Here is a 24,081-nt window from a genome sequence, read left to right as displayed (position 1 = left end):
CGTGACGCTGCCAAGACGCCAACTCGACCATGACAATGAAATCGGCCACCCGCTTATCGTTCACGATTCGGCTGCGACACTGCCTATCGGCGACAATCCGACTGGGTCTGTGCGTCCTCTCCCTGCTGCTGGGCGATGGCACCGCCGCAACCGCCCAGGAAGCCGCCCCCATTGCCGTCATTGGCGCCAGCGTCAAGCAATCGACATGGCAGGATCCGGTCGAGGCACTGGGAACGCTGCGGGCGGATGAGAGCGTCACGCTCTCGTCGACGCTGACCGCCACCATCGACGCCATCAATTTCGAAGACGGCGCCACGGTCGAGGCGGGCCAGTGGCTGATCCAACTCGACGACGATCAGGCCCAGGCGGAGCTACGCGCGGCCCAGGCGTTGCTCGGTCAGCGTCAGAGCGCGCTCGACCGGGCCCAGCAACTCCAGGACAGGAATCTCGGCGTGCGCGCCACGCTCGAGGACAACGCGGCGCTGGTCAAGCAAAGCGAGGCCGAGATCGACGCCATTCGGGCCAGTATCGCCGATCATCGCCTCACGGCGCCCTTTGCCGGCACCGTCGGCCTTCGCGAGATCAGCGTCGGCGCATTGGTCACCCCCGGCACCGAGCTGGTCACGCTCGACAAGCTCGACACGATGAAGCTCGACTTCACGGTACCGGCGACGCTGCTTTCCGTGCTGCATCCCGGCCTGACACTCAGCGCCACCACACCCAGCTACCCCGGCGAGACCTTCCGCGCCGAGGTCGCCACGCTGGGTACCCGCATCGATCCGGTGTCGCGCAGCCTGGTGGTACGCGCCAACCTCGACAATGCCGATGGCAGGCTGCTGTCGGGCATGTTGATGGAGGTACAGTTGAATCGACCGCCGCGCCATGCCCTGACGGTTCCGGAGAGCGCCCTGGTGCCCGATGGCGAGCGCCAGACGGTATGGCTGATCGAAGGCGACGAACCCGCTCGCGTGACCCAGCGCGAAGTGACGATAGGCGAGCGTCGCGAAGGCGAGGTCGAAGTCACGCAGGGGCTCGCCAGCGGCGACCGCATCGTCACCCACGGCACGCTCAAGGTTCGCGAGGGCGACACCGTCGAGCTGATCACCGAGAACGTCGGCGAAGGAGACATCGAAGGCGTTCTCGAGCGCCAGCGCAAAGCCACCCAGTCCCAGGCGGATGACTGATGCGGATTTCCGACCTTTCCATTCGCCGTCCGGTCTTCGCCACGGTCGTCTCGCTGCTGCTGATCGCTTTCGGCCTGCTCGCCATGGAGCGCCTGCCATTGCAGGAATACCCGGCGATCGATCCGCCGATCGTCAGCATCGAGACCAACTATCCGGGCGCCTCCGCCAACGTGGTCGAGACGCGCATCACCCAGTTGCTGGAGGACCGCATCGCCGGCATCGAAGGTATCGTCTCGATCGAGTCGAGCAGCGCCGACGGCGAATCGGAAATCGATGTCGAATTCTCGCTGGACCGCGACATCGACGGCGCCGCCAACGATATTCGCGACCGCATTTCGTCGGTGGCCGACAACTTGCCCGATCAGGCGGAGCCGCCGGAGATCGAGAAGAGCGATAGCAGCGACGATGTCATCATCTGGCTGTCGCTCTCCGGCGAGGGCTATACCATTCCCGAACTCACCGACTACGCCAACCGCTATCTGGTCGACCGCTTCTCGACCCAAAATGGCGTGGCCCGGGTCCGACTCAGCGGCGGCAAGGAGTATGCCATGCGGGTCTGGCTCGACCGCAACGCGCTGGCCGCGCGGCAACTGACCGTGGATGACGTCGCCGATGCCCTGGAGTCCGAGAACGTCGAGCTCCCGGCCGGTTTTCTGGAGTCCCGCGACCGCCAGTTCACGCTGCGCCTGCCACGCAGCTTCACCACCGCCGAAGACTTCCGGAACCTGGTCATCGCCCGCGGCAGCGACGGCTATCTGGTAAGACTCGCCGATGTCGCGCGAGTCGAAGTGGGCTCGGTGGAAGAGCGCTCGCTCTATCGCGGCAACGAAGTGCCCATGGTCGGCTTGGGCATGATCAAGCAGTCGACCGCCAGCGTGCTCGAAGTGGCCAATGGCGCCAAGGCGGAGATGGCGAGGCTGCAGTCGACGCTGCCCGACGGCATGCGGCTCTCGCTCAACTTCGACTCGTCGGTGTTCGTCTCCGGTGCGCTTCACGAAGTGGTATCGACGCTGTTCATCGCCATGGCGCTGGTGGTGATGGTGATCTTTCTGTTCCTCGGCAACTTCCGCACAACCCTGGTGCCGGCGGTGACGGTCCCCATTTCGCTGATCGGCACCTTCATCTTTCTGGCGCTGTTCGGTTTCACCCTCAATCTGCTGACCCTGCTGGCCCTGGTGCTGGCGATCGGGCTGGTGGTGGACGACGCCATCGTGGTGATCGAGAACGTCCACCGGCGCATGGTGGTCCATGCAGAGACGCCACTGGTCGCCGCCTTTCGCGGTACCCGGCAGATCGGTTTCGCCGTCATCGCCACGACCCTGGTACTGATCACCGTCTTCATCCCGCTGAGCTTGTTGCAGGGCGACATCGGGCGGCTGTTTTCCGAGTTCGCGCTGACGCTCGCTGCCGCGGTCGGTCTGTCGTGCCTCGTCGCCCTGTCGCTGGCCCCGATGCTGTGCTCCAAGCTGCTCAGCGCCCGAATGCACGAAAGCCGGATCAGCCATGGCGTGCACTGGCTGCTGGACCGATCCCAGGCGATCTATCGGCGCTGCCTGCTCGGCGCACTGCGCTGGCGCTGGGCCGTCGTCGGCCTGTTCGCGGCCATGCTGGCGCTGACCGCGTGGCTGTTCCAGCAGTTGCCCAACGAGTACACGCCCCAGGAGGATCGCGGCGCTTTCTTCGTGCTGATCGAGGGGCCGCCCGGTGCCACCTTCCGCTATATGCAGGATTACTACGACGAGATCGAAGCTCGCCTGATGACGCTGGTCGATGCCGGCGACATCAAGCAGGTCTCGATTCGAGGACCGCGCGGCTTCGGCAACGTCGAGAACTTCAACGACGGCATGGCCGTCGTCACCCTCAACGACTGGGGCGAGCGGCGCTCGGCCTGGGACATCATGGCCGATGTCAGGCGCGAGCTCTCGGACCTCCCCGGCGTGACCGCCACGCCGGTGATGCGCCAGGGCTTCGGCGGGCGGGTGGAGAAGCCGATCCAGTTCGTCATCGGCGGCAGCACCTACGAACAGCTGGTCGACTGGCGCGATCGCATGCTGACGCGCATTCGCGATGATGGCGATATCGGGCTCGAGGCCGTCGACAGCGACTACAAGGAGACGCAGCCACAGCTGCGCATCGAGATCGACTACAATCGCGCCGCCACGCTCGGCGTCACCGTCAGCACGATCGGCAATACCCTGGAGACACTGTTCGGTGGCCGCAATGTCACCACCTATGTCGACGAAGGCGAGGAGTACGACGTAGTCCTGGAAGGCGAGCGCGAGCGTCAGCGCAGCCCGAGCGCCTTGGACAACGTCCAGGTGCGCTCCGCCACCAGCGGGGCCTTGATTCCACTGGCAAGCCTGGTCTCGATCTCGGAATTCGCCGGCGCCAGCGAACTCAACCGCTTCAATCGAATGCGCGCGATCACGCTGGAGGCCAATCTCGCCGACGGCGTCGCAATCGGCGATGCCCTCGCCTACCTGCAGCGGATTGCCGACGAGGAACTCCCCAGCGAAGCGGTCATCGACTACAAGGGACCGTCGCGGGACTACCAGGAAGCCAGTGGCGCCACGACCTTTCTATTGCTCCTCGGCTTCGTCGTGGTGTTCCTGGTGCTGGCGGCCCAGTTCGAGAGCTTCGTGCATCCGTTGGTGATCATGCTGACGGTACCGCTGGCGATCAGCGGCGCCCTGCTCGGCCTCTGGGCCAGCGGACAGTCGCTCAACATCTACAGCCAGGTAGGCCTGGTCATGCTGGTCGGCCTCGCCGCCAAGAACGGGATACTGATCGTCGAATTCGCCAACCAGTTGCGCGACGAGGGCCATGACTTCCATACGGCGCTGGTCGACGCAGCCGTCACCCGGCTACGTCCGATACTGATGACCACGGTCACCACCATGGCGGGTGCCGTACCGTTGATCCTAGCGTTCGGTCCCGGCGCGGAGTCGCGCGTGGTGATCGGCACCGTGATCTTCTGCGGCGTCGCCATGGCGACGCTACTGACGCTATTCATCGTGCCGGTGGCCTACGATCTCATTGCCCGGCGCACCGGCTCTCCCGGTGACGTGAGCCGCCGCCTCGAGCATGAAATACGCCATAGCGACAACGCTGACGATGCGGCTCGCGAGTAACGGGAATACGGCTACACTGAAGAAATGACCTTCACCACGTCGAAGCCAATACAGGAGTGTGTGCCGTGAGTCTTTTTCATCGCGATGACAAGGAACCTCAGGTCAACCGCATCGACGAGGACATGGCGGCCGCGGCGGATGCCGGCAGCCGCTTGAGCGATGACGCCCCGGCCATTCCGTCCTCTTCCATGGAAGAACCGTTGGAGGAGAGCATCGATGAGCCGCCGGCGTACGCGACCCGCTACCTGGCACAGACGGATGACTGGGCCGCGCGCTCGCGCCGGCGCCTGAACGACCAGATCGCCGATACTTGCGAAAGCTGCGACGCTTTCGTACAACGCAAGCCATGGCAGAGCGTCGGTATCGCGGCGCTCGGCGGCGCCTTCCTGACGCTATTGCTGAGACGCCGTTGACACGCCATGTTGTCACCATCCATCTCGTTCAACACCATCACCTCGATTAAGGATGATCCATGAGCCGAAACTATCGAGACGACGCCCGTCATTATTATCGGGATGCCAAACGCCGTGGCAGCCGGAGCTTCAAGCGCGCACGCCAGCGCGCCGACGATGTCGGTCAGGATCTGGTGGAACAGGCCGAGGAAGCGTGGCGCGAAACCGATGACTACGTCCACCGTAATGCCTGGAGCGGCATGGGTATTGCCGCGTTGGCCGGATTTGCCATTGGCTTTCTCGTCGGCCGGCGTTGATATCGCTCCCACGCACGACATCGGCCCCGCCATCGAGCGGGGCCGATGTCGTATAGCGTTGTGCTAGAGAGAATCGCTTCGGTAAGCGTCATACGCGGACGGCAATTAGCTCGGATCGCGGTCGCTACCCAGTTGGCCTCCCCTGGCCCAGTCTTCCTTCGAGGTTTCCTGGAAGAAGATCTGCACCGAATCCGGCGCCGCGCCATAGGCCTCGACGAAGGCATCGGTTACCTTCTCGGCGAGAAGGCGCTTCTGTTCGAGGCTGCGCGGAAATTGCTGAATGGTGACGATAGGCATGGAAGCACTCGCTACGGTGTGTGGGATGGAATGGCGGCCTGTTCGCCGAGAACTTCCCGCAAGCGCCGCATTGATTGGGCATCGCTGCTGTCCGGCCAGAGCCAGATGCGGCGGCCATCGATCTCGATGGCCGAAAGCTGCGGCGCCAGCCGCACCAGACGGCACGTCACGCCACGCCAGGTTCCGGCGTCTTCGGCAACTTCCCAGATTGCATGTTCGTTCTCGAAGCGACAGCGAAGATGCCAACGCCTGGGCGTCGCTCTGTGCTGCAACACGACCAGCACAAGGGTCGAGCAGACCAGGGCCACGGCGACCAGGAAGCTGACGAAGAACGCCGCATAGGCCGCCAGCCCGAAGGCGACGACCATCTGCGCGACGCAGGCCAGGCTAGAGCGCCTGACGACGACTGCGATCAGTGGTTTCGGCATGCTCGACGATCATCTTGACGATGCGACGCAATTCCGGATCCTCGGGCCACTCGCGACGCATCAGCCAGACGAATAGATCCTGATCCTCGCCGGCGATCAATTCGCGATAGCGAGCCTGATCCTCGACCGACAACTGGTCGTAACGGGCCTCGAGAAACGGCACCAGCAGCAGGTCCAGCTCCCACATCCCGCGACGGGAATGCCAGTAAAGACGTTTGCGCGCGATGGCTTCGTTGTCGGACACGGGCTTTCCTCGATTGGGGGCGTTGCGCGGCATTATAACCAAGGCGCTGAGCGGCCACTATTCACAATCCGCCTTCATCCGGCTAATGCGTTGTTTTCTCGAAAGTTGCGAAGTATGCTGAATCGACAACAACTGAGGTCGGACGTCAATTGCAGCGTCCCTCACCGCCAGGCTCTCGCCTCACGGAGAATGTCGATGACCAAGTCTGAACTGATCGAGCAGATTGCCACCCGCCGTCCCGAATTGTCGGCGAAAGAGGTCGAAGCTGCGGTGCGTGTCATTCTTGACGACATCACCAATGCGCTGGCCGGGGGCGGACGCGTGGAAATACGGGGCTTCGGCAGCTTTTCGCTGCACTTTCGCGAACCCCGTACCGGTCGCAATCCCAAAACCGGCGATCCCGTCGACCTCGACGGCAAGTACGTGCCGCATTTCAAGCCGGGAAAGGAGTTGCGCGAACAGGTCAATGCCAGCCGTGCGCTGGGTTATTGACCCCTCAGTCACCGTGCCTGGCGATCGTCGTTGGGCACACCGTCGGTAGGAACGGCTGAGGGAGTCGCCACCACGGTCCATCATCGGGAATTGCTATGCGCTGGTTAAAAGGCGTCATCCTCGCCATTATCTTGATCGTCGTGCTGCTACTCGGCATTTTGTTCGCAGTCAACAACCAGCAGCCGCTGCCATTGGATCTGATCTGGGTTGAACTGCCGCCCGCCTCGCTCTCCTTATGGCTGTTGGTAGCCCTCGCCTGTGGCGTGATTCTGGGCATGCTGGCCATGACCGGCATGTACTTGCGCCTGCGCACGCTGCTCACTCGTGCCCAGCGACACAATCAGCAACAGCGCAAGGAACTCGATCGTCTGCGGACGCAGGAGTTCAAGGAAAGCACCTGATATGACCGATGTTCTGCTACTGGCCTTGCTGGTGGCAGCCATCGCCATCGGCTGGTGGCTGGGACGCTGGGAGGGAAGCCGCCGCCGTACGCGCACTCACGGCGTTCCGGGCTCACTGCCTCGCGACTATTTCGTCGGCCTCAATTATCTGCTCAATGAGCAACCCGACCGAGCCATCGAGACTTTTACGCAAGCGCTCGAGGTCAACAGCGATACGGTGGAAACTCATATCGCGCTGGGCAATCTCTATCGTTCCCGCGGAGAGGCCGATCGCGCCGTTCGCATTCATCAGAACTTGCTGGCGCGCCCGGCACTGACCGCCGCCCAGAGCGGTCAGGTCCAACTCGAGCTGTCCCGAGACTTTCTCAACCTGGGATTGCTGGATCGTGCCGAGCGGCTGCTGCTGTCGCTGCAGAAAGCCAACGTCGACGATACGCAGAAATTGGCGGCAAAACGGCTATTGGTCGATCTGTTCCAGCGCGAGAAGGAGTGGGCTCGGGCTCTCGAAGTCGCCCAGCCGCACTTGGTTCGCCAGGATCCGGACATGCGCCGCGCCGCCGCCCACTGGCACTGCGAAATGGCGCTCATGCACCGCCGCAATGCGAGTCCATCGCTGGCACGCAAGGCACTGCGCCAAGCCCTTCACATCGATGAGCAGTGCGTCCGTGCCAACTGGATTCTTGGCCAGCTCGAATGGGACATTGGCCAGTATCGCGATGCGGCCCGCTACTGGGAGCGCATCCCGGAACAGGACGGGAGTTTCACCACGATCGTTCTCGAGCCCCTGCGCAACGCCTATCGGCTACTCGACGACGAGGCCGGTTGGTGGCAGTTTCTCGAAACGCAGCTTCAGCAAAATCCCCAAACCACCGTCGTCATCATGGCGGCGGATACGCTGAAACGACGCCAAGGCGCGGAGATCGCCTGCGCGTTCGTCAGCGATCAGCTGCGCGAGCATCCTAGCCTGCGCGGCGTCGACTACCTGATGGATCTCTATCTCGAAGACAGCGATCCCGGGGAGCGCGATCGCCTGGAACTGCTCAAGCAGCATACCCATCAGCTATTGAGCGTACGCCCTCGCTACCGCTGTCAGCGCTGCGGTTTCGGCGCCGAGCAGCTACATTGGCAGTGCCCCCGCTGCCACAGTTGGGGCACCAGCAAGCCGATCACCGGCCTCGAGGGCGAATGAGTCGCGCGCCTACTCGTCACGTCCCTGGGCAAGTGAATGTTCGATGGCCGCCAGCGCCGCCATCGGTTCCGGTGCCTGAGTCACCGCCCGCCCGACGACCAGATGGGTGCTGCCGGCGGCCATGGCGGCTTCGGGCGTCATCACCCGATGCTGATCGCCGACATCGGCCGCCGCCGGACGGATCCCAGGCGTCACCTTGAGAAAGGCATCCCCGCACAGTTCGCGTAGCCGAGCGCTCTCTCTCGCCGAGCACACCACGCCATCGAGTCCGCTCTCCTGGGTCAGGCGCGCCAGGCGCTCGACCTGGGTTGCGGCATTCGCGGCGACGCCGGTTTCCTGGAGCGCCGCATCCGACATGCTGGTCAGTACCGTCACTGCGATCAGATGGGTTTTCAGGCCGAGCTTGGCGAGGCGCTCGACGCTCGCCTCCATCATCCGCCGCCCCCCCGCAGCGTGGACGTTGACCATCCATACCCCTTGGTCGGCGGCCGCCTCGACGGCGCCGGCCACCGTGTTGGGAATGTCGTGGAATTTCAGATCGAGGAAGACCTCGAAGCCGCGACGATGCATTGCCTCGATCGCTGCTGGCCCCACTCGGGTAAACAGCTCCTTGCCGATCTTGACGCGACAACGGGTCGGATCCAGCGCATCGGCCAGCGCCAGTGCCGAGGACAGGTCGGCATAATCGAGAGCGATGATGAGCGGCGAGCGAGTGGCGGCCATGAGATGTCTCCGAGGTCGAGTTCGCGCCGGAGTATACCGAAGTTGTTCACACGACGGAGTCTTCGCCGGGGAAAATGCGTTCACGGCTATTGTAAGCTTTTTCCTACAATAATCGTCGCGTTTTTTCCAATCAACAGGGCGACTGACCCGCCGATAAAGATGCTGGAGGCCGAACAAGTCAACTCGGTCAAAAAACTCGACTCGTTGAGGAAACATCCATGCGCAGTATCATTCAAACAATCGCACTGCTCTCGATTCTGTTGATCACCCTGCCCGCCGTCGCCCAGGATCCGGTCAATATCAATAGCGCCTCGGCAGAAGAACTGACAACACTTCCTGGCATTGGCGAAGTGAAGGCGCAAGCGATCATCGACGACCGGGAGGCCAACGGACCCTATGCCAGCGTCGAAGACCTCACCCGTGTTGACGGCATCGGCGAGACCACCGTCGCCAACCTGGGCGATGACGCTACGTTGTAAACCAGCGCCCCGAAGTCGAAACCGGCTTCGGGGTAGCTGCTTGTAATCCCGTAAAACGTCTCCATCTTGCCTAGTCAGGCAGAGTGAACTATGGAGACGTCATGCCCCTGCTTTTTCTGCTGGCCCTATTCACGATCGCGGACTTCGCCATGCTGTTTGCGATCGGTGCCAAGATCGGCCTGCTAGCGACCCTGGTCTGGATGGTCGTCAGCGCCGCCTTCGGTCTGCACCTCATCCGCCGTGAAAGTTTCCTCACCTTGCAGCGTGCCCGCGAACGCTTGGCCCTTGGAGAGATTCCCTCCGACGAACTGATGGCCGGCGCTTCGTTCGTACTCGCTGGCGTGTTGTTGATGGCACCCGGTTTTCTCTCGGACATCGTTGGGCTATTGTGCCTGCTCCCGGGCAGCGGCCAGTTGATGCGTCGCTGGTTTGGTAATGGCTCTAAATCTCGTGTTTACGACGCTCGCGTCGCCGGCGAAGGCGCCGGGTGGCAGAGCAACCAACGCACCGCGGAACGCGCATCAACGGGTCATCAGCGTGGTCGTGGTGGCGACTCGCCTATCGAGGGCGATTATCTGGGCAAGGACGACAGCTACCGCCACTGAAAGTTGCTGGAGCGATTTTTAGCGCCGCGCAGCGGCGGCCGACAGCGATCCATCATGGATGGAAAATATAAAAAAAATTTTTCGCTAACCCCTTGAAACCGGCCCTCACGACCCAATCAAGGCAGCAGCGATAGCTTTAGGCCATCAGGCCCATTAACCGGAAGGCTTTAGCCTTCGCCCCTTGAGCCTCGCTCATGAGGGGAACGTGCATTTGCAACATGCAACCATCAGGAGAACGTGAGCAATGAAAATCCGTCCCTTGCACGATCGCGTCATCGTACGTCGCAAAGAAGAAGAGCAGAAAACTGCCGGCGGCATCGTGCTTCCGGGCAACGCCCAGGAAAAGCCGACTCGCGGTGAAGTCTTGGCAGTGGGCAACGGCCGAATCCTCGACAGCGGCGAAGTGCGCGCCTTGGATGTCAAGGTCGGCGATACCGTCATCTTCAAGGAAGGCTTCGGCGTCGAGAAGCAGAAAGTCGACGGCGAAGAGGTCCTGATCATGAGCGAGAGCGACATCCTGGCCGTCGTCGAAGGCTGAGTCGCTTAAGTACGCACAGATCCATCACGTTTCCACGCATTAGATTAGGAAGATCGGACAATGGCAGCTAAACAAGTCAAGTTCTCTGATGATGCCCGCAAGCGCATGGCGCGCGGTGTTAACGTTCTCGCCGATGCCGTCAAGGCGACTCTGGGGCCGAAGGGCCGCAACGTCGTTCTCGAAAAGTCCTTCGGTTCACCGACCGTAACCAAGGACGGCGTATCCGTCGCCAAGGAAATCGAACTGAAGGACAAGTTCGAAAACATGGGCGCGCAAATGGTCAAGGAAGTCGCATCCAAGACTTCCGACGCCGCCGGTGACGGCACCACTACCGCTACCGTTCTGGCACAGTCCATCGTCAACGAAGGCCTGAAAGGCGTTGCCGCCGGCATGAACCCGATGGATCTGAAGCGCGGCATCGATAAGGCCGTCGCCGAAGCCGTCAAGCATATCCAGGCCCTTTCCGTACCGTGCACCGACTCCAAGGCTATCGCGCAGGTCGGCACCATCTCCGCCAACGGCGACGCACGCATCGGTGAAATCATCGCCGAAGCGATGGAGAAAGTCGGCAAGGAAGGCGTCATCACCGTCGACGAAGGTCGCGGTTTCGAAGACGAACTGGAAGTCGTCGAAGGCATGCAGTTCGATCGCGGCTACCTGTCTCCTTACTTCGTCACCAACCAGGACACCATGGCGGTCGAACTCGAAGACCCCTACCTGCTGCTGGTCGACAAGAAGGTCTCCAACATTCGCGAACTGCTGCCGGTGCTGGAAGCCGTCGCGAAAGCCGGCAAGCCGCTGGTGATCATCGCCGAAGACATCGAAGGCGAAGCGCTGGCGACCCTGGTCGTCAACAACATGCGCGGTATCGTCAAGGTCGCGTCCGCCAAGGCGCCTGGCTTCGGTGACCGCCGCAAGGCCATGCTGCAGGATATCGCCATCCTCACCGGCGGTACCGTGATCTCCGAAGAGGTCGGTCTGACCCTCGAGCAGGCCAACCTGGACCACCTGGGAAGCGCCAAGCGCGTCACCATGTCCAAGGAAAACACCACCATCATCGATGGTGCCGGCGTCGAGTCCGACATCGAAGCGCGCGTCAACCAGATCCGCGCCCAGATCGAAGAGACCTCTTCCGACTACGACCGCGAGAAGCTGCAGGAGCGCGTCGCCAAACTGGCCGGCGGCGTGGCCGTCATCCGTGTCGGTGCTGCCACCGAAGTCGAGATGAAGGAGAAGAAGGCCCGCGTCGAAGATGCGCTGCATTCTACCCGTGCAGCCGTCGAAGAAGGCGTCGTCCCCGGCGGCGGCACCGCTCTGGTCCGCGTGCTGACCATGGTCAGCGGTCTGACCGGCGACAACGAAGATCAGACCCACGGTATCGCCATCGCGCTGCGTGCCATGGAATCTCCGTTGCGCCAGATCGTCACCAACGCCGGTGAAGAGGCTTCGGTCATCATCAACCGCGTGAAGGAAGGCGAAGGCAACTTCGGCTACAACGCGCAGACCGGCGAGTACGGCGATCTGTTCGAAATGGGCGTGCTCGATCCGGCCAAGGTGACCCGTACTGCGCTGCAGTCCGCCGCTTCCGTGGGTGGCCTGATGATCACCACCGAAGCGATGGTCGCCGAGGATCCGGAAGAGAAACCGGCTGGCGGCGCTCCGGACATGGGTGGCATGGGCGGCATGGGCGGTATGATGTGATAGCCCCCGCCATCACCTGATTTTTTTCAGACTATCGAAAGGTTCAGGTATCATGGAAAGCCCCGCCATTGGCGGGGCTTTTTTTGTGATCGTCACGATGGTCACCGCCGCCGCGCGGCGACAAAATCGTTCCGGACGATTGATTGTTTGCATCTGGATGGCATCGCTTCCAGGCTTTTTCATTTCTGCTACAGGCGACGCTCACCGTCATGACCGTTACCATCCGCCCCGCCGAACGCCCTGATGCTCCTTTGTTGCTCGATTTCATTCAGCAACTGGCCGACTACGAGAAGGCCAGCGACCAGGTCGAGGCCACATTAGCCGACATTCATCAGACACTCTTTGCCGATCGCCCTCAGGTACATGCCCTGATCGCCGAACAGGCAGGCAAGCCGGTCGGTTTTGCCGCCTATTTCTTCAATTACTCGACCTGGCTGGGTCGCCATGGCATCTATCTCGAGGATCTGTTCGTCGAGCCTCAAGCTCGCGGTGCCGGTGCCGGCCTGGCCCTGCTGCGCGGCGTGGCCAGAGTCGCCATTGCCAAGGGTTGCCGACGCGTCGATTGGCAGGTGCTCGACTGGAACCAGCCGGCGATCGATTTCTATCGTTCGCTCGGCGCCCGGCATCAGGAGACCTGGCTACCCTATCGATTGGAGGGCGAGGCGCTCGAGCGCTTCGCCGGGGAGAGTTGAGCATGCTGGATCGACTTCGTATTGTGCTGGTCCAGACCTTTCATCCCGGCAACATTGGCGCCAGCGCCCGGGCAATGAAAACCATGGGCTTGAGCGATCTGGTACTGGTATCGCCACGCCGGTTTCCCGATGAGGAGGCGACACGCCTCGCCGCAGGGGCCAGCGATCTCGTCGAGAACTGTCGCGTCGTGGACTCGCTGCCCGACGCAATCGGCGATTGTGTCCAGGTGATCGGCGCCAGCGCCCGCCTGCGCAGCCTGCCGCTGCCCTGCTATCACGCTCCCGATGTCATGCTCCGGGAGGCATGGAAACGCCTGCCCGACGGCCCGGTAGCAATCGTCTTCGGCCGTGAGCGCTACGGCCTCACCAACGAGGAGATCGGCCACTGCACCCATCAGTTGCAGATTCCGGCCAATCCCGAATATGGCGTGCTCAATCTCTCCCAAGCCGTCCAGATCGTGGCTTACGAGGCGTTCCGACAATCTCGTCGGCCCCTGGAGCCAATGCCCAGGGCAAGCGCGCCCTATCCGACCGTCGAACAGCTCGAGCATTTCTATGCGCACCTGCACCGTGCGCTCGACAGCGCCGGTTTCCTGACCCAACCGCATGCCAAGACCGAAGCCCACCTGCGCGCCCTGTTCGCCCGCGCCGAACCCAGCCGCAAGGAGTTATCGATTCTACGTGGCGTACTCAACGCCCTGAAAAACCCAGACTTGGAAACCCAAAGGCACGACGGCTAGTTCCGCGAGCCAGACCCGAGACGGTTTGACCTCGAAGCGGTTTTGACAAAGCACAGCGCAGGAAAGAGAATGGGAATCTCTCTCATCAAAGGAGTCGAGACCGGTGACTTCGGAGCGCTCGCAACTCTATTACACCTGCGTTTTTCTACACGTCTCTTTTCAGGCCGTGCAGAACTCGATCCCCACTGTCTCACCCACCGCGACCAGTCCCTGCTGGCTGGATGCACGGATGCTGAAAATGCTGCTGCGTGAGCTCAAGCGCTGCCGGCAGGTCGCTTCGCCTTTCGCCGATGTCCACGCCGCGCTCGATACCGCCACCTACCATTGCGGCCTGCTCATGGCGCAATGTCCGGGAGCATTGGATTGCCAGCTCTGCCACTATCATCTGGAAGCGATCATTCTGCCGTTGCGCGAGGCCGTCGCACGGCTGTCCGGGCATGAGCCCGCCACGGCACCTCCCAGCTCGGCGGGCCGGCGCTTGAGAAACTGGTTCAGACGTTGAATTTCCTTCGCTGATGCCGGGAACGATCAACGTCATATTTCATATCAGAAGGTAGATGGATATAAAAAAACAACGCCCGGAGGCGCTGTTTTTCATAGGGAGAAGAAGATCTTATAGAATCAGATCACTCTTGGCCCATCTGCTGCTTGATCAGATCACCAATGGTGGTCGGACCGCTGGTCTCGACTTCCTGCTCGCGCAGCTTGTTCAGGTTGCGGCGCGTATCGCCCTGCTCCTTGGCCTTGATGGAGAGGTTGATGGCACGGCTCTTGCGATCGACGTTGACGATCTTGGCTTCGACGCTATCGCCTTCGTTCAGCACGTTACGCGCGTCTTCGACACGGTCGGCACTGATTTCGGAGGCCTTGAGCACGCCGATGACATCGGTCGCCAGCTCGACGTGAGCTTCCTTGGCGTCGACTTCGACGACGCGACCGGTAACGATCGAACCCTTGTCGTTGACCGCCAGGAACTCGGAAACCGGGTCGGTTTCGAGCTGCTTGATACCCAGCGAGATACGCTCGCGCTCGGGGTCGATCGACAGGATGACGGCTTCCGCTTCGTCGCCCTTCTTGAACTGGCGCACGGCCTCTTCGCCGGTTTCGCTCCAGGAGATGTCCGAGAGGTGAACCAGTCCGTCGATGCCGCCTTCCAGACCGATGAAGATACCGAAATCAGTGATCGACTTGATGGTGCCGGAAACGCGATCGCCCTTGTTGTAGCGTGCGCTGAAGTCTTCCCACGGGTTGGTGGTGCACTGCTTGATACCCAGGGAGATACGACGACGCTCTTCGTCGATGTCGAGAACCATGACTTCGACTTCGTCACCGACCTGAACCACCTTGGACGGATGGATATTCTTGTTGGTCCAGTCCATTTCGGAGACGTGAACCAGACCTTCGACACCCTCTTCCAGCTCGGCGAAGCAGCCGTAGTCGGTCAGATTGGTAACGCGGGCCTTGACCTTGGTGCCTTCCGGATAACGGTCGACGATGTTGACCCACGGGTCTTCGCCCAACTGCTTCAGGCCCAGAGAGACGCGGTTGCGCTCGCGGTCGAACTTGAGCACCTTGACGTTGATCTCGTCGCCAACGGCCACGATCTCGCTCGGATGCTTGATGCGCTTCCAGGCCATGTCGGTGATGTGCAGCAGGCCGTCGACGCCACCGAGGTCGACGAAGGCACCGTAGTCGGTCAGGTTCTTGACGATACCGTTGATCTGCTGGCCTTCCTGCAGGGTGGCGAGCAGCGCTTCACGCTCGGCGCTGTTCTCGGCTTCGAGCACGGCACGACGGGAAACGACGACGTTGTTGCGCTTCGGATCGAGCTTGATGACCTTGAAGTCGAGTTCTTTGTGCTCCAGGTGCGCGGTATCGCGAACCGGGCGCACGTCGACCAGGGAGCCCGGCAGGAAGGCACGAATGGAGGAAACGTCGACGGTAAAGCCGCCCTTGACCTTGCCGTTGATCACGCCCTTGACGATCTCGTCCTTCTCGAAGGCCGCTTCCAGTTCCTTCCACGCTTCGGCGCGCTTGGCCTTCTCGCGTGACAGGCGGGTTTCGCCGAAACCATCTTCGACGGCCTCCAGCGCGACCTTGACTTCGTCACCGACCGCGATGGTCATTTCACCGTTATCGTCGCGGAACTGCGCCGCGGGGATCTGCCCTTCGGACTTCAGGCCGGCGTTGACGGTAATCCAGTCGCCTTCGATGTCGACCACGGTTGCCATGACGATGGCACCGGGCTCCATGTTGATGTCCTGGAGAGATTGTTCAAACAGTTCAGCAAAGCTTTCGCTCATGTGATTCCTACGTGATCAACGTTGATGACGGTCGGACCGCCTTCCTCCGCACCACCAGCGAGTGCGGGCCTTATCGACATATCCCTGGGGATGTTGGCGCTGGTTCGACCTGCAACGACTAGCCAGTCGGGTCATCGCACGTCATGACATCTTGCCAGGGGCCCCGGGAGCGGAAGTGTGTCGTCGGCCAGTGCCGTGAACCGGGCCTCAGGCCAGGTTGCGCTCGGCGAGCAGCGTTTCGATACGCTCCACGACTTCCGGTATATCCAACTGCGTGGTGTCCAGCTCGATGGCATCTTCAGCCGGTTTGAGCGGGGCCACGGCACGCTGCATATCGCGCGCATCGCGCGCTTGGATTTCTTCCAAAAGGGTCGAAAGTCTAGCATCTTCGCCCCCTTGACGCAATTGTAGCTGCCGACGCTTCGCCCGTTCCTCGGCCGAGGCGGTCAGATAGATCTTGAGCGGCGCCTCGGGGAAGACGACCGTTCCCATGTCGCGGCCATCGGCGACCAGGCCCGGCGAGCGGCAGAAGTCGCGCTGGCGCTGCAGCAACGCATCGCGTACCGGCGGTAGCGCCGCCACCTGGGAAGCGGCGTTGCCGACCGCCTCGCGACGAATCGCGGCGGTCACGTCATCGCCCTCGAGCAGGATGCGCGCCGTGCCGTCGTCGACCGCGAACACCACGTCCAGCGTCTGCGCCTGCTTCGAGAGCGCCTCGGCATCGTCGATCGCCACGCCCTTGCGCAACGCCGCCAGTGCCGTCAGCCGATAGAGTGCGCCGGAATCCAGCAGGTGCCAACCGAGACGTTCGGCGATCATCCGGCTGATGGTGCCCTTGCCGGCCCCACCGGGGCCATCGATGGTCAGAATCGGCGCTGTCCGGCTCATATCGAGGTCTCCATCAGCTCGAGCCCCACCTTGTTGGCCAGCGCGACAAAACCCGGGAAGGATGTCGCCACGTTGGCGCAGTCATCGATCACGATCGGCTCGCGTGCGCGCAGCGCCGCCACCGCGAAGGCCATGGCGATACGGTGATCGCCCAGACTATCGACCTGACCGCCCGCATAGCTCGTGGCACGATTCTGTGTATCGTTCGGTTCGCCGCCACCGCGCCCCACCACATCGATACCGTCGTCGTAGACGGTAGTCTCGACGCCGAGCACGCTCAGGCCATCGGCCATCGCCTGGATGCGGTCGGACTCCTTGACCCGCAGCTCCTCCGCCCCGCGCAGACGCGTCGTGCCCTCGGCGTTGGCGGCGGCGACGAACAATACCGGGAATTCATCGATCGCCAGCGGTACCTGGTCGATGGGAATGTCGATGCCCTTGAGCGGCGCGTAACGGATGTGCAGATCGGCGACCGGTTCTCCACCGACTTCGCGCGAATTCTCCAAGCGCAGATCGGCCCCCATCGCCTTGAGGATATTGATCACGCCGATGCGCGTCGGGTTGACGCCGACATGCTCCAGCACCAGGTCCGAGCCCGGCGTGATCGCCGCGGCGACCAGGAAGAAGGCGGCCGAGGAGATATCGGAGGGCACGTCGATCGGCGCGCTGGTCAACTTGCCGCCGCCCCGCAGGCGTGCCACGTCGCCGTCGCGCTCGACCGCGTAGCCGAAGCCGTTGAGCATGCGCTCGGTATGGTCGCGGGTCGGCGCCGGCTCGCGAACACGGGTTTCACCTTCGGCGTAGAGCCCGGCCAACAACAGGCAGGACTTGACCTGAGCGCTGGCCATCGGCATGTCGTAGTCGATGCCCTTGAGCTTCTGGCCGCCATGCATCCTGAGCGGCGGACGTCCGCCCTCGGCGGTGTCGATCCTCGCGCCCATCAATCTCAGCGGATCGGCCACCCGCGCCATGGGCCGCTTGGTCAACGACGCGTCGCCGGTCAGTTCGGTATCGAACGCCTGCCCCGCCAGCAGGCCGGCGAACAACCGCATCGCCGTCCCGGAATTACCCACGTAAAGCGGTCCAGCCGGCTTCTTCAGTCCATGCAAGCCGACGCCATGGATCGTCACCCGGCCCTGGTACGGGCCCTCGATCGCCACGCCCATGTCGCGAAACGCCTGCAGTGTCGCCAGACTGTCCTCGCCCTCGAGAAAGCCCTTGACCTCAGTAACGCCGTCGGCAAGCGCGCCGAGCATGATCGAGCGATGCGAGATGGACTTGTCGCCGGGCACGCGAATCCGGCCACTGACCGAACCGCCGGGCGATACCCGGTACTGAACCTGTCGTGCTTCCATGGTTTGATAACTCGTCTGATTCAACAACGTTTCGAAATAGTGTCGCGCGTGGCTGGCACGATCGAAAGTCCCCAGCATGGCGTCGCTATCGCCCTTCGCCACCGCAGCCCGCAGCCGCGCCAGCCCGTTTTCGAAATCATCCAACGCCGCCAGCAGTGCATCGCGATTGGCGGTGAAGATGTCACGCCACATCACCGGATCGCTGCCGGCGATGCGGGTGAAATCGCGAAAACCGCCAGCGGCGTAGCGAAAGATCTCCAGGCGTTCGTCCTGACGCGCCAGTGTGTCGACCAGCGAGAACGCCAGCAGATGCGGCAGATGACTGGTACGCGCCAGCACCTGATCGTGACGATCCACCGGCATCTCGAGCACTTCCGCGCCGCAGCGCTGCCAGAGCGCCCGCACCCGGCCGAGTGCGCCAGGGTCGGTATCAGCCTCGGGGGTGAGAATGACCTTATGATGACGGAAAAGCGCCGGATTGGCGGCAGCCACGCCGCTCTTTTCGGAGCCGGCGATCGGATGGCCGGGCACGAAATTCGCCGGCATGCGCCCGAAGGCCGCACGCGCCGCGTCGCAGACCACGCGCTTGGTGCTGCCCACATCGGTCAGGACGCGTTCGCCGACCAACGGCGCCAACTGCTTGAGCACCGGCTCCATTGCCAGCACCGGCACCGCCAGCACGACGACATCGCTGCGCTCGACCAGCGGTGCCATCTCGCGGCCCCCTTCGTCGATCAGCCCCATTTCGAGGCCGGTGGCGATCTCGTCGGCGTCGCGGTCGCACCCCAGGATGCGCCCGCCGTAGCCACCGGCCTTGAGCGCGGCGGCCAACGAGCCGCCGATCATGCCGAGCCCGACGATCAACAGGGTCGAATCCCGATCCGGGTTCTGGCTCACTCCCATCTCAGAGCACACCCACCGGATAGGAGCCCAGCACCTTCATGTCGGAGGCGTGCCCGCGGACCTCTTCGAGCACGCTGGCGATCTCCGGCTGGTCGATGTGGCCCTTGAAGTCGATGAAGAACACGTAGTTCCAGGCACCGGTGCGCGACGGACGCGTCTCGAGACGCGTCAGGTCGATGTGATGACGATGAAACGGCTCGAGCAGATCGTGCAGCACCCCGGGCTGATTGCGCATGGCAACCACGATCGAGGTCTTGTCGGTACCCGATGGCGGCACCGATTCGTTGCCGATGATCAGAAAGCGCGTCGAGTTGTCGGGGCGGTCCTCGATCTTCTCCGCCACGCGGTCGAGTCCGTAGAGCTGGGCCGCCATGTCGCCGGCGATGGCGGCGCTGTGCCACTCGGTCTTGACCAGTCGCGCCGCCTCGGCGTTGGAGGAGACCGCCACCCGCTCGGCGTGCGGATAGTGGGCGTCGAGCCACTTGCGACACTGGGCGAAGGATTGCGGATGCGAGTAGATCCGCGAAATCTTGTCCTGGCGCGTGATGTGGGAAATCAGCAGGTGATGATGGATACGCAGTACCACCTCGCCGCTGATGTGCAGCCCCGAGTCCATGAACGAATCGAGGGTATGATTGACCACGCCCTCGGTGGAATTCTCCACCGGCACCACGCCATAGTTGACCGCGCCCGCCTCGACTTCGCGGAAGACTTCGTCGATCGCGGCCATCGGCAGGCTGATCGCGCTATGGCCGAAATGCTTGAGCGCCGCCTGTTGCGTGAAGGTTCCTTCCGGGCCGAGATAGGCCACCTTGATCGGCTTCTCCAGCGCCAGGCAGGCCGACATGATCTCGCGGAACAGCCGCGCCACTTCTTCGCTGTGGAGCGGCCCGGGGTTGTTCTCCATCACCCGGCGCAACACTTGGGCCTCGCGTTCCGGGCGATAGAAGACGGCATTCGGATCGTCGGCCGTCTTGACATGGGCAACCTGCTGCGCGCAGTCGGCGCGTTCGCTGATCAGGCGCAGCAGTTCGCTGTCGATGGTATCGATGCGTTGACGCAGGGCGGCGAGATCCTGCGGCGGCTTGGAAGTATCACTCATGAGCGTTTCCTGGCTGCATGATGGCCGGCGCCACGCTTAGCCGCGACGGCGCTCGAAGTCTTGCATGAAAGTGATCAGGGCCTGCACGTCGGCCTCGCTGACCGCGTTGTAAAGGCTCGCGCGCATACCGCCGACGCTGCGATGCCCCTTGAGGTTGAGCAGCCCCGCCGATTCCGCCTCGTCGAGGAAGGTCGCATTGAGCGACTCGTCGGCCAGCGTGAACGGCACGTTCATGATCGAACGGTTGGCCGGCTCGATCGGATTGGCATAGAAGTCGCTCGAGTCGATCGCGGCGTAGAGCGCCTCGCACTTGCGCCGGTTGATCGCTTCCATCTCCGCCAGCCCGCCGATGTCGTGCTTGAGCCACTCGAACACCAGCCCTGCCAGATACCAGGCGTAGGTCGGCGGTGTGTTGATCATCGAGTCGTTGTCGGCGTAAACCTTCCAGCCCAGCAACGAAGGGGTTTGCGGCATCGCGCGATCGAGCAGGTCGTCGCGCACGATGACCACGGTGATGCCCGCCGGACCGATGTTCTTCTGCGCGCCGGCATAGATCACGCCATAGCGGCTGACATCCAGCGGCGTCGACAGGATCGACGACGACATGTCGCACACCAGAGGTACGTCGGCTTCGGGAACACGTACTTCCGGAACACGTACTTCCGGAACATAGTCGTAGGCCAGGCCGCCGATGGTCTCGTTGTGGCAGTAATGGAGGTAGGCGGCATCGTCGGAAAGCGAGACTTCGTCCGGACGCGGCACGTGGACGTAGCCGCTGTCGCGCGTGGAACCCGCAATGTGCGCGTTAGCCAAAGGAGAATCGACAGTAGCCAGATGCTGCGCTTCCTTGATCGCCTTGGTCGACCAGATGCCGGTATCCAGATAGTTGGGCGTACCGCCGTTGCCCAGCAGATTGAGCGGCACGCAGGCGAACTGCATGGTGGCGCCGCCCTGCATGAACAACACGCGGTAGTTATCGGGAATCGCCAGCAACTCGCGCAGATCCTGCTCGGCCTTGGCGGCGATCGCCTCGAACGTTGGACTGCGGTGACTCATTTCCATCACCGACAGGCCGCGCCCCTGATAGTCGAGCAGTTCCTCGCGGGCGCGCTCCAGAACCGCCGTCGGCATCGCCGCCGGACCGGCACAGAAGTTGTGCAGACGTGTCATTGTCAGGATTTCCTATGAACTTCCCAAAAGCACGCCCCGGAGAGTTTCCGGGGCGTTGCCATCTCACTCGCGATCATCGCCGGCCCCACCGGCGTCGTCTTCCTCGGTCGCGCCCGGCGGTGGCGTGTCAGTCGCGTCCTCTAGCGTGGCGTCGCCCTCCAGCACCTCTTCGTCCTGAGGCTCGTCGACGCGTACGGTCTTGACCAGGCGTTCGCCCTCGCCGGTACGGATCAAGGTCACGCCCTGGGTATTGCGCGAGCTGATCGAGACTTCGGAAACACGCGTACGCACCAGCGTACCGCGATCGGTGATCAGCATCATTTCGTCACTGCCGCGCACCTGCATCGCCGCTACCAACGCGCCGTTGCGAGCGGTGGTCTGCATCGCGATCACGCCCTGACCACCGCGGCCGCGGATCGGGAACTCCTCGAGCCGGGTACGCTTGCCGTAACCGTTCTCGGAGGCGGTCAGAATATAGATCTGCTCGTCACCCTCGTTGGCGCCTTCGGTGTCCTCGGTATCGTTGTCGGCATCGGCGTCGATGGTCTGGCTCTGGGGAATGATCAGACTGATCACCTCGGCCCCTTCGAGCAGGCGCATGCCACGCACACCGCGAGCGGTGCGGCCCATCGGGCGTACGTCGCTCTCCTCGAAGCGGATCGCCTTGCCGTTCGAGGAGAGCAGCATGACGTGATCGCTACCGGAAGTGATCGCCGCACCGATCAGGCGGTCGCCCTCGTCGAGATCCAGCGCGATCAGGCCGACGCTGCGCGGCCGCGAGAACTGGTCCAGCGTGGTACGTTTGACGGTGCCCTTGGCGGTGGCGAAGAAGATGTAGCTGTCCGGGTTGTACTCACGCACTGGCAGGATGGCATTGATCGATTCGCCGCTGTCCAGCGGCAGCAGGTTGACCAGCGGCTTGCCGCGCGAACCCCGGCTGGCGTTGGGCATCTCGTAGGTCTTGAGCCAGTAGACCTTGCCGCGGTTGGAGAACAGCAGCATGGTGTCGTGGGTCGAGGCCACCACCAGATGCTCGATCACGTCCTCGTCTTTCATGCTGGTCGCCGACTTGCCGCGTCCGCCGCGCTTCTGCGCCTGGTAGTCGGAGATCGGCTGGGTCTTGGCATAGCCGCCGCGCGAGAGCGTGACCACCATGTCCTCCTCGGCGATCAGGTCCTCCATGGTCAGATCGAGGCGGCTGGTGTGGATCTCGGTGCGACGCGCGTCGCCGTACTGGTCGCGGATCGCTTCCAGCTCTTCACGGATCACCTCGAGCAGGCGATCGGGCGAAGCGAGGATGTGGTTGAGTTCGGCGATCTTCTCGAGAATGCTCAGATACTCGTCGAGCAGCTTCTCGGTCTCGAGCCCGGTCAAACGGTGCAGACGCAGTTCGAGGATCGCCTGCGCCTGGGCCGGCGACAAGCGATACATAGCGCGATCGTCGGTGAGACCGTAGCCTTCCTCGAGGTCCTCCGGCTTGCACGAGGTCGCGCCGGCGCGCTCGAGCATGCCTGTGACCTGGCCTGGCTGCCAGTCGCGGGCAATCAGCTTCTCCTTCGCCTCGGCGGCGTTGGGCGAGGCCTTGATCAGCTCGATCACCTCGTCGATGTTGGAGATCGCGACCGCCAGGCCTTCCAGGATATGACCGCGCTCGCGGGCCTTCTTGAGTTCGAACAGGGTGCGCCGGGTGACCACCTCGCGGCGATGGCGGACGAAGGCTTCGAGCAGTTCCTTGAGGTTGAGCGTCTTGGGCTGGCCGTCGTCGAGGGCGACGATATTGATGCCGAACACGTTCTCCAACTGCGTCTGGGCGAACAGATTGTTGACCACCACGTCGCCGGACTCGCCACGCTTGATCTCGATCACCACGCGCAGGCCTTCCTTGTCGGACTCGTCGCGCAGTTCGGCGATGCCCTCGATACGCTTTTCCTTGACCAGCTCGGCGATCTTCTCGATCAAGCGCGCCTTATTGACCTGGTAAGGCAGCTCGGTGATGACGATATGGTCGCGCCCGCTCTTCTTGTCGAACTCGACGGTGTGCTTGGCCCGTACGTAGATGCGTCCGCGACCGGTGCGATAGGCTTCGAGAATACCGGCGCGACCGTTGATGATGCCGGCGGTCGGGAAGTCGGGGCCCGGGATGTACTCCATCAGGTCGTCGACCGACAGGGTGTAATCCTCGATCAGTGCCAGACAGCCGTTGATCACCTCGACCATGTTGTGCGGCGGGATGTTGGTCGCCATGCCGACGGCGATACCGGAGGCCCCGTTGATCAACAGGTTCGGCACCTTGGTCGGCAGCACCTCGGGAATCCGTTCGGTGCCGTCGTAGTTGTCGACCCAATCGACGGTGTCCTTCTCGAGATCGGCCAGCAGCTCATGCGAGAGGCGCGCCATGCGCACCTCGGTGTAACGCATGGCAGCGGCATTGTCGCCGTCGATGGAACCGAAGTTGCCCTGGCCGTCGACCAGCACATGGCGCATCGAAAAGTGCTGCGCCATGCGCACGATGGTGTCGTAGACCGCGCTGTCACCGTGGGGGTGATATTTACCGATCACGTCGCCGACCACGCGGGCCGACTTCTTGTACGGCTTGTTCCAGTCGTTGCCGAGCTCGTGCATGGCATAGAGCACACGACGATGGACCGGTTTCAGACCATCGCGGACGTCAGGCAACGCACGTCCGATGATGACGCTCATGGCATAGTCCAGGTAGGACTGCTTGAGCTCATCCTCGATGTTGACTGGCAGAATTTCTCTGGCGATATCACCCATGGGTCGTCAAATCCTTTGCACCGCTGCCATGA

The 24,081-nt window shown here is 62.7% G+C and carries 25 protein-coding genes; 14 read left to right on the top strand and 11 right to left on the bottom strand.

Annotation, left to right across the window (positions count from 1 at the left end; translation table 11 throughout):
• Nucleotides 1-35: 35 nt before the first annotated feature.
• The 4 genes from DOM57_RS16860 to DOM57_RS16845 all read left to right on the top strand — a co-directional run bounded on the left by DOM57_RS16860 (nt 36) and on the right by DOM57_RS16845 (nt 5,024).
• Nucleotides 36-1,184 (top strand): efflux RND transporter periplasmic adaptor subunit, encoded by a 1,149-nt coding sequence (locus tag DOM57_RS16860; protein ID WP_110650353.1) that lies wholly within the window; start codon nt 36-38, stop codon nt 1,182-1,184.
• Nucleotides 1,184-4,315, top strand: a complete 3,132-nt coding sequence (locus tag DOM57_RS16855; protein WP_110650352.1) for an efflux RND transporter permease subunit — start codon at nt 1,184-1,186, stop codon at nt 4,313-4,315. Before DOM57_RS16860 ends, DOM57_RS16855 begins: the two co-directional genes overlap by 1 nt.
• A 65-nt stretch (nt 4,316-4,380) precedes the next feature.
• Nucleotides 4,381-4,728: an ElaB/YgaM/YqjD family protein gene (locus DOM57_RS16850; protein ID WP_110650351.1), complete on the top strand. Its 348-nt coding sequence runs from the start codon at nt 4,381-4,383 to the stop codon at nt 4,726-4,728.
• Nucleotides 4,729-4,787: 59 nt separating this feature from the next.
• On the top strand, nt 4,788-5,024 hold the full coding sequence (locus DOM57_RS16845; RefSeq protein ID WP_110650350.1) for an ElaB/YgaM/YqjD family protein: 237 nt from the start codon (nt 4,788-4,790) through the stop codon (nt 5,022-5,024).
• Between the two features lie 105 nt (nt 5,025-5,129).
• Here DOM57_RS16845 and DOM57_RS16840 read toward each other — a convergent pair whose 3' ends face one another.
• Genes DOM57_RS16840 through DOM57_RS16830 form a run of 3 tightly spaced genes read right to left on the bottom strand, consistent with a single transcriptional unit; the run spans nt 5,130 to nt 5,936 of the window.
• Complete coding sequence (locus DOM57_RS16840) at nt 5,130-5,321, bottom strand: tautomerase family protein (protein ID WP_110650349.1); 192 nt, start codon at nt 5,319-5,321, stop codon at nt 5,130-5,132.
• 11 nt (nt 5,322-5,332) lie between these two features.
• Complete coding sequence (locus DOM57_RS16835; RefSeq protein WP_162619574.1) at nt 5,333-5,749, bottom strand: hypothetical protein; 417 nt, start codon at nt 5,747-5,749, stop codon at nt 5,333-5,335.
• Nucleotides 5,709-5,936, bottom strand: coding sequence for an FAD assembly factor SdhE (locus DOM57_RS16830; protein ID WP_420820238.1), 228 nt, complete (start codon nt 5,934-5,936; stop codon nt 5,709-5,711). Before DOM57_RS16830 ends, DOM57_RS16835 begins: the two co-directional genes overlap by 41 nt.
• Nucleotides 5,937-6,182: 246 nt before the next feature.
• Here DOM57_RS16830 and ihfB point away from each other — a divergent pair, with 246 nt between their 5' ends.
• The 3 genes from ihfB to lapB all read left to right on the top strand — a co-directional run bounded on the left by ihfB (nt 6,183) and on the right by lapB (nt 8,075).
• The gene (gene ihfB, locus DOM57_RS16825; protein WP_275425984.1) at nt 6,183-6,485 is read left to right on the top strand and encodes an integration host factor subunit beta; all 303 of its coding nucleotides are present in this window, start codon (nt 6,183-6,185) and stop codon (nt 6,483-6,485) included.
• Between the two features lie 95 nt (nt 6,486-6,580).
• Complete coding sequence (locus DOM57_RS16820; protein ID WP_110650345.1) at nt 6,581-6,886, top strand: LapA family protein; 306 nt, start codon at nt 6,581-6,583, stop codon at nt 6,884-6,886.
• A 1-nt stretch (nt 6,887) separates the two neighbouring features.
• Nucleotides 6,888-8,075, top strand: coding sequence for a lipopolysaccharide assembly protein LapB (gene lapB, locus DOM57_RS16815; RefSeq protein WP_110650344.1), 1,188 nt, complete (start codon nt 6,888-6,890; stop codon nt 8,073-8,075).
• Between the two features lie 9 nt (nt 8,076-8,084).
• On the opposite strand, the gene pyrF is transcribed toward lapB, so the two are convergent.
• Nucleotides 8,085-8,798, bottom strand: coding sequence for an orotidine-5'-phosphate decarboxylase (pyrF, locus tag DOM57_RS16810; protein ID WP_110650343.1), 714 nt, complete (start codon nt 8,796-8,798; stop codon nt 8,085-8,087).
• A 218-nt stretch (nt 8,799-9,016) separates the two neighbouring features.
• Between pyrF and DOM57_RS16805 the strand changes: the two genes are divergently transcribed.
• From DOM57_RS16805 to groL, 4 genes are all read left to right on the top strand, one after another.
• Nucleotides 9,017-9,277 carry a ComEA family DNA-binding protein gene (locus DOM57_RS16805; protein WP_110650342.1) on the top strand — a complete coding sequence of 87 codons (261 nt, stop codon included), beginning with the start codon at nt 9,017-9,019 and terminating at the stop codon, nt 9,275-9,277.
• A 101-nt stretch (nt 9,278-9,378) separates the two neighbouring features.
• Nucleotides 9,379-9,882, top strand: coding sequence for an FxsA family protein (locus DOM57_RS16800; RefSeq protein ID WP_110650341.1), 504 nt, complete (start codon nt 9,379-9,381; stop codon nt 9,880-9,882).
• Between the two features lie 244 nt (nt 9,883-10,126).
• Nucleotides 10,127-10,420 carry a co-chaperone GroES gene (locus DOM57_RS16795; RefSeq protein ID WP_110650340.1) on the top strand — a complete coding sequence of 98 codons (294 nt, stop codon included), beginning with the start codon at nt 10,127-10,129 and terminating at the stop codon, nt 10,418-10,420.
• Nucleotides 10,421-10,480: 60 nt separating this feature from the next.
• A complete protein-coding gene (groL, locus tag DOM57_RS16790; RefSeq protein ID WP_110650339.1) occupies nt 10,481-12,121 on the top strand; it encodes a chaperonin GroEL in 1,641 nt (546 codons plus the stop codon).
• A gap of 12 nt (nt 12,122-12,133) precedes the next feature.
• Here groL and DOM57_RS21850 read toward each other — a convergent pair whose 3' ends face one another.
• Nucleotides 12,134-12,304 (bottom strand): hypothetical protein, encoded by a 171-nt coding sequence (locus tag DOM57_RS21850; RefSeq protein ID WP_162619573.1) that lies wholly within the window; start codon nt 12,302-12,304, stop codon nt 12,134-12,136.
• 26 nt (nt 12,305-12,330) lie between these two features.
• Between DOM57_RS21850 and DOM57_RS16785 the strand changes: the two genes are divergently transcribed.
• The 3 genes from DOM57_RS16785 to DOM57_RS16775 all read left to right on the top strand — a co-directional run bounded on the left by DOM57_RS16785 (nt 12,331) and on the right by DOM57_RS16775 (nt 14,055).
• Nucleotides 12,331-12,813, top strand: coding sequence for a GNAT family N-acetyltransferase (locus DOM57_RS16785; protein WP_110650338.1), 483 nt, complete (start codon nt 12,331-12,333; stop codon nt 12,811-12,813).
• Nucleotides 12,814-12,815: 2 nt separating this feature from the next.
• Nucleotides 12,816-13,553, top strand: coding sequence for an RNA methyltransferase (locus DOM57_RS16780; RefSeq protein WP_110650337.1), 738 nt, complete (start codon nt 12,816-12,818; stop codon nt 13,551-13,553).
• 103 nt (nt 13,554-13,656) lie between these two features.
• Entirely contained in the window at nt 13,657-14,055 is a 399-nt protein-coding gene (locus tag DOM57_RS16775) for a hypothetical protein (RefSeq protein ID WP_110650336.1), read from the top strand.
• A gap of 124 nt (nt 14,056-14,179) precedes the next feature.
• Here DOM57_RS16775 and rpsA read toward each other — a convergent pair whose 3' ends face one another.
• The 6 genes from rpsA to gyrA all read right to left on the bottom strand — a co-directional run bounded on the left by rpsA (nt 14,180) and on the right by gyrA (nt 24,049).
• Nucleotides 14,180-15,856: a 30S ribosomal protein S1 gene (gene rpsA, locus DOM57_RS16770; protein WP_110650335.1), complete on the bottom strand. Its 1,677-nt coding sequence runs from the start codon at nt 15,854-15,856 to the stop codon at nt 14,180-14,182.
• A 207-nt stretch (nt 15,857-16,063) separates the two neighbouring features.
• Nucleotides 16,064-16,744, bottom strand: a complete 681-nt coding sequence (gene cmk / locus DOM57_RS16765) for a (d)CMP kinase (protein WP_110650334.1) — start codon at nt 16,742-16,744, stop codon at nt 16,064-16,066.
• Nucleotides 16,741-19,002 carry a bifunctional prephenate dehydrogenase/3-phosphoshikimate 1-carboxyvinyltransferase gene (locus DOM57_RS16760; RefSeq protein ID WP_110650333.1) on the bottom strand — a complete coding sequence of 754 codons (2,262 nt, stop codon included), beginning with the start codon at nt 19,000-19,002 and terminating at the stop codon, nt 16,741-16,743. Before DOM57_RS16760 ends, cmk begins: the two co-directional genes overlap by 4 nt.
• Nucleotide 19,003: 1 nt before the next feature.
• Nucleotides 19,004-20,104: a prephenate dehydratase gene (gene pheA / locus DOM57_RS16755; RefSeq protein WP_110650332.1), complete on the bottom strand. Its 1,101-nt coding sequence runs from the start codon at nt 20,102-20,104 to the stop codon at nt 19,004-19,006.
• A gap of 36 nt (nt 20,105-20,140) precedes the next feature.
• Nucleotides 20,141-21,274 carry a 3-phosphoserine/phosphohydroxythreonine transaminase gene (gene serC / locus DOM57_RS16750; protein ID WP_110650331.1) on the bottom strand — a complete coding sequence of 378 codons (1,134 nt, stop codon included), beginning with the start codon at nt 21,272-21,274 and terminating at the stop codon, nt 20,141-20,143.
• 63 nt (nt 21,275-21,337) lie between these two features.
• Nucleotides 21,338-24,049: a DNA gyrase subunit A gene (gene gyrA / locus DOM57_RS16745; protein ID WP_110650330.1), complete on the bottom strand. Its 2,712-nt coding sequence runs from the start codon at nt 24,047-24,049 to the stop codon at nt 21,338-21,340.
• Between the last annotated feature and the right edge of the window lie 32 nt (nt 24,050-24,081).

Origin of the sequence: Salinicola peritrichatus, from assembly GCF_003206715.1 — a bacterium.
In the GTDB taxonomy this organism is placed as follows: Bacteria; Pseudomonadota; Gammaproteobacteria; order Pseudomonadales; family Halomonadaceae; genus Salinicola; species Salinicola peritrichatus.
The sequence above is the reverse complement of the archived record's forward strand: the minus strand, read 5'-3'. Positions and strand labels throughout refer to the sequence as shown.